The organism is Kribbella sp. NPDC003505 (genome assembly GCF_040610875.1).
Classification (GTDB): domain Bacteria; phylum Actinomycetota; class Actinomycetes; order Propionibacteriales; family Kribbellaceae; genus Kribbella.
The window spans coordinates 63,765-76,173 of the sequence record NZ_JBEXNA010000010.1; the positions used below are offsets into that span (position 1 = coordinate 63,765).

Consider the following 12,409-nt stretch of genomic DNA (forward strand, 5'->3'; position numbering starts at 1 on the left):
ATCACACTGGCCTGGCGGAAATCGTCAACCGCCAGGTCAGTTCGCCACTGTCCGGAACGACCGCGGCGTCGCCCGGTCCCGCGGTCGCCAGGTCGAACACCCGGCCCAGCATCGGCTCGACGCCGAGGCTCCGGTACGGCGCGTCGTCCGGGAAGCCGCCCTGGTTGCGCCACAGCGCGGTGGAGACTGGTTGCCCCGGGCAACTCAAGGTCAGGCTGAGCTCGGCGCCGCGATCCTGGACCGAGACCGTCGGGGAGTCCACCAGAACGGCGCCGACGGCGGTGCCGTCCGTGGAGCCGTACCTGTCGAGGTCGAGAGGAGTCGGCCAGACGGCCGTCACCCACGGCGCATCGACCGGCCATGCCCAGGGAAGGAGAGCGGCGGACTCGGGGTACAGCCTGCACTCGGTCCCGGGCACTGCGGAGATGACGGCGCCTTCGGCGCAGTCGAGCAATGCGTGAGCAGCCCAGATGAACCGGTAACCCGGAGCCGCCTCGAGGTGGTACTCGACGGCGACCGTGTCGGTGCCGGAGGTGATGGTGCGGGTCAGGATCGCGCCGTCGTACACCACCGACCCGTCCCACGGCTGGTTCCACAGGCCGCCGTGATCAGGTTCGCCGCGGACGGTCGGGAAGCATTCGTCGAGCCCGCCGGCGTCGACGAAGGTGGCCAGACCGGCCCGGGAGCCGGTGATCAGACCCGGACCTGCCCACAGCCACTCGCGTCCCGCGAGGTGCAGGGAGGTCCACCTGCCGCCGTCCTGGGCGTCGACCGTGACCAGGCGGCCGGCGCCCTGCTCGGTCACCATTCGGCGAACGATCCGTCGTCGTGGGTCCACACCGGGTTGCGCCACGTGTGACCGATCCGGTCCGCGGCGCGGACGGCGTCCTCGTCGACCGTGATTCCCAAGCCGGGCAGGGGATTCCACTCCGCGTGGCCGTTGACCCAGGTGAACGGCGCCGGATCCACGACGTACGACGTGAGGTCGCTGGTCACGTTGTAGTGGATGCCCCGGCTCTGCTCCTGGATCAGGAAGTTCGGGGTCGCGAACGAGACCTGCAGGGACGCCGCCAGTGAGATCGGGCCGAGCGGGCAATGCGGCGCCAGCAGGGCCCCGTGCGCATCCGCGAGGACGGCGATGCGGCGCAGCTCGGAGATCCCGCCCGCGTGCGAGACGTCGGGTTGCACGACGGCGACGCCGGCGTTCAGCGGCGCCATGAAGTCGGCCCGGTGGTAAAGCCGCTCTCCCAGGGCGACCGGCACCGTCGACGTCGTGACGACCTCGGCCAGATGCGCCATCTGCTCCGGAAGCACCGGCTCCTCGACGAACATCGGCTGCAGGTCCTCGACCGCGTGCAGGATCCGCCGTGCTGCCGCCACGCCGACCCGTCCGTGCAGATCGATCGCGACGTCCCGGGAGTCACCGAGAACCGAGCGGGCAGCGGCCAGCCGGGTGACGATGTCGTTGACCTCGGCCACGGACGGGGAGGCCTGGATCTGCCCGCTGGCATTCATCTTGACCGCCGTCATCCCGGCCGCCACCTGCTCGGCGACCGACTCGGCGATGGCGGACGGTTCGTCCCCGCCGACCCACGCGTAGACGCGGACCCGGTCCCGGACCCGCCCGCCGAGGAGCGCCGCGACCGGCGCGCCGTACACCTTGCCGGCGATGTCCCACAGCGCGTGGTCCAGTCCGGCCACCGCACTGCTCAGCACCGGGCCGCCGCGGTAGAACCCGCCCTTGGTCAGCACCTGCCAATGCCGCTCGATCTGCAGCGGGTCCTTGCCGATCAGGTACTCGGCCAGGACGTCGATCGCGGCGCGGACGACCTCGGCGCGTCCTTCGACCACCGGTTCGCCCCACCCGACGACGCCGTCGCTGGTCTCGATCCGGCAGAACAGCCAGCGCGGCGGCACGAGGAACGTCTCGATGCGTTCGATCTTCACCGGCGCCGCCGGCCACGGGTCGAACCACGGACCTCGGTGAGGTCCTCGGCCGCCTTCGCGAGCAGTTCCCGCATCGCGAGCTCGGCGCCCTCGGGGTCGTGGGCGCGGACCGCGTCCACCACCCGCCGGTGGCTGGGCACCGGGTCGTCCGAAGGCTTCACCTTGTGCACCAGCCGGTCGCGGTCGGCGAGCCCGGTCTCCATGATCACTTCCATCTTGGTCAAGAGCTCGTTGCCGGTCGCGGCGAGCAGCGCCCGGTGGAAGGCGAGGTCCGCGGTCACGGCCGCGAGGTCGTCGGTCGCCGATTCCATCGCCGCCAGTGCCTCGTCGAGCGCGGTGAGGTGGGTGTCGTCCGAGCGCAGCGCGGCCAGCCGGGCGGCGGCCGGCTCGACGATGCCGCGCACCTCGTGCAGTTCCTCGAGCAGCTCGGGCCGGGCGTCCGCGTCGCTGAAGTGCCAGCGGATCATGTCGGCGTCGAGCAGGTTCCAGTCCGAGCGCGGCCGGACGAAGGTCCCGCGCTTCTGCCGGGCGTCCACCAGGCCTTTGGCGGTGAGCACCTTCAAGGCCTCACGGACCGCGGTGAGGCTGACGCCGAGGTCGGACTGCAGTTCGGTGACGTTGATGGTCGCTCCCTCCGGGATCTGCCCGGACAGGATGCGCTGCGCCATCACTTCCACGATCTGCCCGTGCAGTCCCCGCGGTACCCCACGCTGAATCCCCGTCACCCTGCTCTCCCTCACGCCGAGTCCTTGACAGCGGACCATCCGCCGTCGACCACCAGGCTGGTCGCGGTGACGAACGACGCCTCGTGCGACAGCAGGAACGCCACCGCCTGGGCCACCTCGTCCGGTTGCCCGAGCCGCTTGAGTGCCGTCGCCTGGGCGCTCCGCTCGCGCCCTTCGGTGTCGACCCGGTCCCACATCGCGGTGACGACCGGGCCCGGGAGCACGCTGTTCACGCGGATCGACCGGCCGTACTCGACGGCGAGTTGCCGTCCGAGCGCGACCAGCGCGCCCTTCGTCGCGGCGTACGCCGGATGGCCGGGCAGGCCGGCCAGGGCGTGCACCGACGACACCAGTACGACGGAGCCCGCGCCCGCGACGAGGTCGTCGTACAGGGCCTGGAAGCCGAGGAACGCGGCGGTCAGGTTGACGTCGAGCTGCCGCTGCCAGGACGGCGCCGGCAGTTCGTGGGCCGGCTTCACGTCGACGACGACCGCGTTGCTGACGAAGCCGTCGATCGGGCCGAGCTCGTCGCGCCCGCGCGACCTGACCTCCGCCCAGGTGTCCGGTGACGACACGTCGCCGATCACGCTGATCGCCTTGCCGGGCACGTCCTTGCAGGGTTGTACGTCGACCTGCACCACCTGCGCGCCCTCGGTCAGCGCCCGTTCGGCGCAGGCCGCGCCGATCCCCGACGCGGCCCCGGTCACCACGATCACCCGCCCAGCCAGCCGCACCAGCGCCTCCTTCGATCCGCTCCTACCCAAGCACGGAGGCAGGCCGCTTCCAACGATGAACGAGGCATCAGTTGATCGTGACGCCAAGGTCCCGTCAAGCGATTTGCTCGTAATTTACGAATTAATATTGACACCTGCGATGCGCCGCCGCAAGATCGTCCGCAACACACCACTCACCCGACTGGCATCGCCGGCCGGGCAGATCTCAGGAGTTAGGGCATGACGGGTCTGGCAGCGGATCGACGCACATTCCTCAAGGGGCTCGGGCTGCTCGGGGCGGCCACCCTGGTCCCCGGGTGCGCGACGTCGTCGAAGAGTCCGGGCAGCGGCAGTGCCGCCACCGGTGAGGTCGCACTGCAGTCCAACCTCTCGAGTGAGCAGGCCAAGGCCGCGATGGAGAAACTCGTTGCCGCGTACAACAAGACCGGCGGGTCGCAGGTCAAGCTCAACACGGTCGCCGCGGAGATCTTCCGGACCCAGCTGCCGACGTACCTGACCTCGGCGAACCCGCCGGACGTCTACACCTGGTACGCCGGCTCGGTCGCGGACTCGTACGCGAAGAAGGACCTGCTGCTCGACGTCTCGAGCGTGTGGGACTCGATGGGCAACTACTCCAAGGCGATGCAGACGCTGTCCACGAGCAGCGCCGGGCAGAAGATCTTCGTGCCGACCAGCTACTACTGGTGGGGCATGTTCTACCGCAAGTCGAACTTCGCCAAGTGGGGCGTGACGCCGCCGAAGACCTGGGACGAGTTCGTCGCGGTGTGCAAGACCATCCAGAGCAAGGGGATCCCGCCGATCGGCATCGGCCTCGGCGACACCCCGTGGGTCGCGTCGGCATGGTTCGACTACCTGAACATCCGGATCAACGGCGCGCCGTTCCATCGGCAGCTGCTGGCCGGCGAGGGGAACTTCACCGACCCGAAGGTGAAGGCGGTCTTCACCAAGTGGCGTGAGGTGCTGCCGTACTTCGACCCGAAGGGCAAGTCGTTCCCCTTCCAGGAGGCGACGTCGGCGCTGCTCGCGGGCAAGACCGGGATGTTCCTGATCGGGACGTTCTTCGCGGACTCGGCGCCGAAGGACGCGCTCGACGACATCGACTTCTTCCAGTTCCCGATCATCGATCCGGCCGTGCCGGTGGCCGAGGAGGCGCCGACCGACGGGTACTTCGCCTCGAAGAAGGTGCAGGACGCCGACGGGACGAAGAAGTTCCTGACCTGGCTGGCGACGGCCGAGGCGCAGGAGATCTACGTCCAGAACTCCTCCGGCACGGTCATCCCGGCGAACCCGGACGGGAAGGCGGCCGACACCGCGCTGGTGAAGAAGGGCAAGGCGATGATCGAGGGCGCCGCCGAGATCACCCAGTTCTTCAACCGGGACTCGAGCGACGCGCTGCAGCCGACCGCCGACGCTGCCCTCACCAAGTTCCTCGACAAGCCGGACCAGATCGACCAGATCCTGAAGGACTGGCAGGCCGCGGCAGAGAAGGTCTTCAACGCGTGACTGTCACCGCTGTAGAAGCACGGAGTCGGGCCGGCAGCGGCTCGGCCTCCGGAAAACGTCGTACGCGGCGGGTGTCGCCACTGATCCTCGCGTTTGTCCTGGTGCCCTTCGCCATCGAGGCCGTCTGGGTGTTCTGGCCTGCGTTGCAGGGGTTCTGGCTGGCGTTGACCAGTTGGGACGGGCTGTCGGCACCGCGGTTCGTCGGGTTCGGAAACTTTTCCGACATGGTTTCCGATCCGATTTTCCGGACCGCGCTGAGGAACACGGCGGTCTGGCTGGTGCTGTTCGGCGGGCTGAGCGTCGCGGGCGGCTTCGGGATGGCGTTGCTGCTGCAGCGCGAGCGGCGGGGCGTCGGGATCTACCGGGCGGCGCTGTTCACTCCGGTGGTCTTCAGCCTGGTCGTGACCGCGCTGATCTGGCGGGTGTTCTACCAGCCGGACGGTCTCGTCGACACCGTTTTCCGGACCGTCGGACTGGGCACCCTCATCCGTCCCTGGCTGGCCGACCCGGACACCGCGTTGTACGCCGTCATCGTGCCGGCCCTGTGGCGCCAGATCGGGTACGTGATGGTGCTGTACCTGGCCGGCCTGAAGGCCGTCGACCCGGCGCTGTACGAGGCCGCGAAGGTCGATGGCGCGTCCGCCTGGCAGCGCACGCGTTACGTCACGATCCCGCAGCTCAAGGGCGTGAACTCGGTCGTGCTGTCGGTGATCGTGATCGACTCGCTGCGATCGTTCGACATCGTCTGGTCGATGACGAAGGGCGGTCCGTACCACTCGTCCGAACTGCTCAGCACCTACATGTACTCGACCGCGTTCCAGTCCACCCAGCTCGGGTACGCCTCCGCGCTCGCGGTCGTGATCTTCCTGCTCGCCCTCGCCGTCATCCTCGGCTACCTGATCCGCGCCTTCCGGGAGGAAACGTGATACGGCGTACCGGCTACCACGTCGTGATGGGGCTGATCTCGTTCCTGTGGGTCGCGCCGATCCTGTGGGTGGTGGTGATCTCGTTCCGTTCGTTCGACGACGTCGCGGCGAACGGGCTCGGCTCGGTGCCGCACTCGTTCACGTTCTCGACGTACAAGTCGGCGTGGGAGGACGCGGACGAGTTCCGCGCGCTGGTCAACAGTCTGCTGGTCACGATCCCGGCCGTGCTGCTCAGCCTCGGGCTCGCCTCGGTGGCGGCGTACGGGCTCGCGCGCTACAGCATTCCGTTCCGGCGGACGATCCTGTTGCTGATGTTGATGGGCAACCTGCTGCCGCCGCAGATCCTGCTGATCCCGATCTCGCGCTTCGTCGAGCTGATCGGGTACTACGACACGCTGATCGCCCTGATCGCGGTGCACGTCGGGTTCGGGCTGGGCTTCTACACGTTCGTCCTGCACGGGTTCATGCGGGACCTGCCGCGCGAGATCCAGGAAGCGGCGACCATCGACGGAGCCGGGCCGGGAAAGATCTACTCGGCGGTGATTCTGCCGCTGACCCGGCCGGCGCTGGCTGCGCTGGGTGCGCTGTCGTTCACGTGGATCTTCAACGACCTGTTGTGGTCGATCACCGTGATCCGCTCCGGCGAGAAGATGCCGGTCACGCCGGCGCTGCTCGGCCTCCAAGGGCTGTTCGTGTCGTCGTGGAACGTGATCGCGGCGGGCACCGTGATCGCCGCCGTGCCGACGGTCGCGGTCTTCCTCCGCTTCCAGAAGCACTTCGTCGGCGGTCTGGCGATCGGGGCCGTCAAGTGAGGACGTGGACGCTGCGCGGTACGACGACGTCGTACGTCGTCGGTGTGCCGGAGCACGGTCAGTGGGCGCAGCTGGTCGCCTGGGGCCCCGGTCCGGCGCCGGTCGAGGTGGTCGGAACCGAGCATTTCGTGCCGCGGGCCGATGTGGAGCCGCTGGAGTACGGCGTCCGCGGCGTGCGCTACACGTCTCCGGTCGAGCTTGTGGTGAGCGGCCCGGACGGCTCCGACGAGCTGCGTCCGCGCTTCACCGGGGACGGAGGCGAGGCCGGGGACGAGTTGGCGTTGGAGTTCGCGGACGAGACCAGGGGTGTCGGGGTTGTCCTGCACTACCGGATGGTCGGCGACGTGGTGGAGCGGTGGGTTTCCGTGCGCAACGACGGGACCGACGAGCTCACGCTGCAGCGGCACGACTCCGCCGGGTTCGTGGTGCCGGTGGGGAACACCGTCAAGTACTTGTGGGGTGAGTGGAACAGCGAGTTCCAGCAGGCGTCCGTGACCCTGCCGCGCGGACGGTTCACGATCGGGAGCGCGCAAGGGATCACGGGGCATTCGTACTCGCCGTTCCTCGCGACGGACGGGGAGGTGGCGTACGGCGTCCAGCTGGCGTGGTCCGGGTCCTGGGAGATGTCCGCCGACGTCGACACCACCGGCCTTCTCCGCGTTCAGGCCGGCCGCAGCGCTTCGAGCCTCGGCACCCGGCTGGGGCCGGGACAGACCTGGGACTCGCCGAAGGCTGTCGGGGCTTGTAGCGCCGAGGGTCCCGACGGCTTGGCTCGAACCTTCCACGAGTACCAGCGGGCCGGGTCGCGAAAACGTGTTCCGAAGATCTTGTACAACTCGTGGTTCGCGACCGAGTTCGACCTTCGTGCCGAGCATCAGCTCGAGCTCGCGCGGCGGGCGGCGGGAATCGGCGTCGAGACGTTCGTGGTGGACGACGGATGGTTCGTCGGGCGATCCGACGACACCGGCGGGCTGGGCGACTGGGAGGTCGACGCGGCCAAGTTCCCTCGTGGCCTGGACGGTTTCATCGCCGACCTGCACGGGCTGGGGCTCGATTTCGGTCTGTGGATCGAGCCGGAGTCGGTCAGCCCGACGTCGCAGCTGGCGCAGCAGCATCCCGAGTGGATCCTCCGGACGTCCGGCCGCGAGCCGGTGCTGGTCCGCAACCAGTTGCTGCTCGATCTCAGCCGGGACGATGTTGCCGAGTTCATCTGGAGCACCTTGGATCGGCTGCTGTCGTCGTACGACATCTCGTATCTGAAGTGGGATGCGAATCGGCCGAGGCTCGACACCGGGGACGTGCGGCGCGACGTCGACGGGCTGGCGGTGACGAATCTCTACGCCATCCTGGATCGGCTGCGGACCCGGCACCCCGATGTGTCCGTCGAAGGATGTGCAGGCGGCGGCGCGAGGGTGGACCTGGGCATGGCGGCGCGCGTCGACACGCTCTGGCCGTCCGACAACACGGCGCCGTTGGATCGGCTGAAGATCCAGCAGGGTTTCCGCACCGGGTTCGCGCCGCACCTGATGAGCTCGTGGGTGACCGATGCGGAGGGTACGCACGACGGCCGGCAGCGATCGCTCGACTTCCGGTTCCACGTGGCGATGGCCGGGGTGCTCGGGATCGGCGCGGACCTGTCGCGCTGGACCGACGCGCAGCTGAAGACCGCCGCGCGGCACATCGAGCAGTACAAGGGCTTTCGCGAATTGATTGCCGAGAGCAAGGTCTACGGACTGGGCTCCGGCGTGCAGTACGTCGGACCGCGGAAGTCCGTGGTGTTCCTGTGGGAGACCGGTGACGGCAACGTGCGCGGCACACTGCCGGGCCGGCCGCGGCGGGAGCCGCTGGCCGGGCTGGATCCGGCCAAGAACTACCGGGTGGGCGATCACACCTACCCGGGCAGCTACCTGCTGCAGGTCGGAGTCGTCGTCGACGACTCCGCCGACTCGCACTGCCTGGTCGTCGAGTCGATCGACTGACCATCCGCTCAAACGGCAGCAAAGGAAACGAAGATGCTCAGACGACTCCTGGGTGGGGTGACCGCGGCGGCGTTGCTGGCCGGCGCGCTCGCGGCCACGACCGGGGCTGTGGCGGCTCAGGCCACAGCTCCGGTCCTCAGCCCGACGCCTTACATGGGCTGGAACACGTACTACGGTCTCGGCGGCGACTTCACCGAGGACACGATCAAGTCGGTCGCCGACTCGCTGGTGAGCCGCGGACTGGCGCAGGCGGGGTACGACATCGTGTGGCTGGACGGCGGCTGGCAGGCTGACCAGTCCCGCAGTGAAGCCGGCGACCTGGTGCCGAACCCGGCCAAGTTCCCGAACGGCCTGAAGCCGCTGGTCGACTACATCCACAGCAAGGGCCTGAAGGCCGGTATCTACACCGACGCCGGCCCGTACATCCCGGGCAAGTGCGGTCTCGGCAGCGGCGGGTACTACCAGCGCGACGCGGATCAGTTCGCCGCCTGGGGTTTCGACGCGGTCAAGGTCGACTACCTGTGCGGGATCGCGGCGAACCTGGACCCCAAGACGGCCTACACCGAGTTCGCCGAGGCGCTGCGGAACAACGCCGGCCACCGGCCGATGATCTTCAACCTGTGCAACCCGGTGACGTCACCGGACTGGGGCAACTACCCGGAGTCCCAGCAGTCGATCAACTCCTGGTCGTACGCGCCGGCGATCGCGCAGTCGTGGCGGACCTACACCGACGTCGGGTTCCAGGGCGACATCAAGTTCAAGGACGTCCTGCGGAACTACGACGCGAACGCCCGGCACCCGGAGGTCGTGAAGCCGGGCGCGTTCAGCGACCCGGACTACCTGGCGCCCGAGCTCGGGATGAGCGACGAGGAGTTCCGCACGCAGCTCACGCTGTGGGCGGTGGCCGCCGCGCCGCTGGTGGTCGGCAGCGACGTGCGCAAGCTGAGCGCGACGACGATCGGGATGCTGACCGATCCGGACGTGCTCGCGATCAACCAGGACAAGGCCGCTGTGCAGGCGGTGCGGGTCGGCGCGGCCGGTACGACGGAGACCTGGGTGAAGCGGCTCGCCGACGGCAGCCGGGCCGTGGTCCTGCTGAACCGGGGAGACAGTGCGAAGACCATCACCACCACCGCGTCGGCGGTCGGTCTCAGCGGTGACCGATTCACGCTGAAGAACGCATGGACCGACAAGGTGACCGAGAGCGGCGGCGTAATCAGCGCGGCGGTCCCGGCGCACGGTACGGCGCTGTACCGCGTCTCGGCGGCTCGCGGCATCCCCGGCGTCCCGCACGTGACAGCAGGGATCCCGCAGGTGACGACGATCGACGGGGACGCACAGGCGGCAGATGCGGCGCCGGTGGTCGCCGGTGGTGACGAGCTGACGGTGCAGGTCGTCGTACGGAACGACGGGCTCCAGCCGGTGTTCCAGCCGGCCGTGACGGTTGGCGGCGGCTCCGGGTGGACGGTCAAGCCGTTGTCGAAGGCACCGACCCTCATCGACGCGGGCCGGCAGGCGACGTTCGCCTTCACCGTCACGCTCCCGGCAGGCGCTCCCGCCGGCACCGCGAGCCTCACCGCCACGACGACGTACCAAACCGTCTGGTACGGCGCGCAGCAGCAGACGACCGTGCTGTCCCCGGTGGTCGTCGCGCCGGCGCCGCCGAGCGGGACCGTGCCGCTGTCGCATCATCAGTGGATCACCGCGACCAGCGGCTGGATGTCGCCGACGATCGACGAAAGCGTGGGTGGCGGCAACCCGATCAAGCTCACCGGTACGACGTACCCGACCGGCATCGGTGTGGCGTCCCCGTCGCTGGTTCGGTACTACCTGGGCACGTCGTGCGCGCGGCTCACCGGCACCGTCGGCATCGACGACGTGGTGAGCAACGTCGGACCGGACGGCGGTACGTCGACGTTCCAGGTCGTCGGTGACGGAAAGGTCCTGTTCGACAGCGGCACTGTCGACCGCTTCACCCCGAAGCAGTTCGACGTCGACCTGACCGGCGTCCGCGTCCTGGACCTCCTCGTCGGCGATGCCGGCGACGGCGGCTACAACGACCGCGCCGACTGGGCAGCACCGATCGCGACCTGCTGACGACGATGTGCAGGGGCCGGTCTGCGAAGACCGCCCCCTGCACCTACTTCCAGTCGACCTCGGTCGACTGCAGCCAGGTCCAGCCGCGGGTGCGCCAGGCGGGGGACTGCTCAGCCAAGCGCGCGGCGTACATCGGCCAGTCAGTGGGGGTCTGGTGCGACCACCCCTTCTCGGCGGCGCCGGGGAGGCGGGGGAGGAGCATCAGTTCGAGGTCGTCGGGGCCCGTGATGGTCTCGCACCAGATCGCGGCCTCGATGCCGGCCAGCTGGTCGGTCGACGTCACGCCGGGGGTGTCCTCGACCGGGTCCCAGTCGAGCCCGTCGCGGAGGGTGGCCGGGCCGTAGAACTCCAGCCCGAGCCGCTGGCGCGCCTCCTCCTGGGCCGGGTCGGACGAGGCGTCGCCGTGCGGGCGGTCGAAGTACAACCAGGTGGTCGGCGAGGCGATCAGGCGACCGCCGGCGGCGAGTGCCTTCGGGGCGTCGCCCTTCGCCTTCCGCAGGTGCTCGACGAGGATCGGCAGCAGGTCCTTCGGCGGAACCGGCCCGTTCCCGGCGTCCGCCGCGTCGAGGTCGATGCTGATCCAGTACTGGGCGACGTCGTCCGGGCCCAGGTTCGCCCGGGCGATCTCCTGCCACCCGACGACGCGCTTGCCGCGCGCCCGCACCAGCGCGGCGGCCTTGTCGACGAACGCGGCGTGGTCCTCGTCCGCCATGCCCCACGCCTCGTCGCCGCCGATGTGCACGTACGCGCTCTGCGGGAACTGCGGGACGACCGCGTCCAGCACGTCCTCGACGAACGCCCAGGTCTCGGGGCGACCGGGCTCGAGCGCGTTCAGCGGAATCGCGTTGCCGTTGCCGAGATCGATCGTGCGCAGCTCGGCCGGGGCCAGCTCCGGGTACGCCGTGAACACCGCCGACGTGTGCCCCGGCATGTCGATCTCGGGGACGACGGTCACGTACCGGTCGGCCGCGTACGCCACCAGTTCGGCCAGCTCGTGTGTGCTGTAGTAGCCGCCCGGACGGTCGCCGATCGCACCGGCGGCGGCCACCCGCGTCAACTCGGGCCGCGACGGTACCTCGACCCGCCAGCCCTGGTCGTCGGTGAGATGGAGGTGCAGCACGTTGAGCTTGTACAGCGCGAGCATGTCGACGACCCGCCGTACCTCGGCCGGCGCGTGGAACGTCCGCACCACGTCGAGCGACAGCCCGCGCCAGGCGAACCGTGGTCCGTCGACGATCCGGGCCGCCGGGAGTACCGCCGTACCGTCCTGCAGGTGGGCGGTGATGAGCTGACGCAGTGAGGTGAGGCCGCGGTGGACGGCTTCGGGAGTCGGGCCCCATACGCGGACGCCCTCGCTCGTGATCTCCAGCCCGTGGCGCTCGTCCACGTCGCTGCCGTCCGCGCGGACTCCGGCCGCGGACGGGATGTCGTCGAGGCCCTCGTCGCCGATCAGCACGGTGACGGCTGCCGGGGTCGCGTCCGGCGGGACCGTGGCCGCCGTCCGGTCACGGATGACCGGCGGGACGAGCGTGAGCCCGGTGTCGAGCCGGACCTCGCGGACGAACAGCGCGGCCGGCCCGGCGAGCTCCGGTGACTGTACGGCGACAGCGGATTCGCTACTCAGAGTGAAGGATTCGTGGCTCGTGGTCATCGTCGTGGGTGCGGGGATCACGGGAAGACTCATGC

At 69.4% G+C, this 12,409-nt stretch carries 10 protein-coding genes; 5 read left to right on the forward strand and 5 right to left on the reverse strand.

Annotated elements, in window-relative coordinates:
- Position 1: 1 nt before the first annotated feature.
- Genes ABZX12_RS30070 through ABZX12_RS30085 form a run of 4 tightly spaced genes read right to left on the reverse strand, consistent with a single transcriptional unit; the run spans position 2 to position 3,406 of the window.
- A complete protein-coding gene (locus ABZX12_RS30070) occupies positions 2 to 808 on the reverse strand; it encodes a hypothetical protein (protein ID WP_355698608.1) in 807 nt (268 codons plus the stop codon).
- Positions 802 to 1,947: a galactonate dehydratase gene (dgoD, locus tag ABZX12_RS30075; protein ID WP_355698610.1), complete on the reverse strand. Its 1,146-nt coding sequence runs from the start codon at positions 1,945 to 1,947 to the stop codon at positions 802 to 804. Before dgoD ends, ABZX12_RS30070 begins: the two co-directional genes overlap by 7 nt.
- Complete coding sequence (locus ABZX12_RS30080) at positions 1,944 to 2,711, reverse strand: FadR/GntR family transcriptional regulator (RefSeq protein ID WP_355698612.1); 768 nt, start codon at positions 2,709 to 2,711, stop codon at positions 1,944 to 1,946. The genes dgoD and ABZX12_RS30080 overlap by 4 nt, the downstream gene beginning before the upstream one ends.
- Positions 2,684 to 3,406, reverse strand: coding sequence for an SDR family oxidoreductase (locus tag ABZX12_RS30085; RefSeq protein ID WP_355698614.1), 723 nt, complete (start codon positions 3,404 to 3,406; stop codon positions 2,684 to 2,686). Before ABZX12_RS30085 ends, ABZX12_RS30080 begins: the two co-directional genes overlap by 28 nt.
- Positions 3,407 to 3,625: 219 nt before the next feature.
- Here ABZX12_RS30085 and ABZX12_RS30090 point away from each other — a divergent pair, with 219 nt between their 5' ends.
- The 5 genes from ABZX12_RS30090 to ABZX12_RS30110 are packed head-to-tail and all read left to right on the forward strand — an operon-like array spanning position 3,626 to position 10,723.
- Complete coding sequence (locus ABZX12_RS30090; protein WP_355698616.1) at positions 3,626 to 4,909, forward strand: substrate-binding domain-containing protein; 1,284 nt, start codon at positions 3,626 to 3,628, stop codon at positions 4,907 to 4,909.
- On the forward strand, positions 4,906 to 5,835 hold the full coding sequence (locus tag ABZX12_RS30095) for a sugar ABC transporter permease (RefSeq protein WP_355698618.1): 930 nt from the start codon (positions 4,906 to 4,908) through the stop codon (positions 5,833 to 5,835). Before ABZX12_RS30090 ends, ABZX12_RS30095 begins: the two co-directional genes overlap by 4 nt.
- A complete protein-coding gene (locus ABZX12_RS30100) occupies positions 5,832 to 6,647 on the forward strand; it encodes a carbohydrate ABC transporter permease (protein ID WP_355698620.1) in 816 nt (271 codons plus the stop codon). The genes ABZX12_RS30095 and ABZX12_RS30100 overlap by 4 nt, the downstream gene beginning before the upstream one ends.
- Complete coding sequence (locus ABZX12_RS30105; RefSeq protein WP_355698622.1) at positions 6,644 to 8,626, forward strand: alpha-galactosidase; 1,983 nt, start codon at positions 6,644 to 6,646, stop codon at positions 8,624 to 8,626. The genes ABZX12_RS30100 and ABZX12_RS30105 overlap by 4 nt, the downstream gene beginning before the upstream one ends.
- A 33-nt stretch (positions 8,627 to 8,659) precedes the next feature.
- Positions 8,660 to 10,723 carry an NPCBM/NEW2 domain-containing protein gene (locus ABZX12_RS30110; protein ID WP_355698623.1) on the forward strand — a complete coding sequence of 688 codons (2,064 nt, stop codon included), beginning with the start codon at positions 8,660 to 8,662 and terminating at the stop codon, positions 10,721 to 10,723.
- Between the two features lie 43 nt (positions 10,724 to 10,766).
- Here the strand turns inward: ABZX12_RS30110 and ABZX12_RS30115 are convergent, their stop codons facing one another.
- Entirely contained in the window at positions 10,767 to 12,407 is a 1,641-nt protein-coding gene (locus ABZX12_RS30115) for a family 20 glycosylhydrolase (protein ID WP_355698625.1), read from the reverse strand.
- Positions 12,408 to 12,409: the final 2 nt, after the last annotated feature.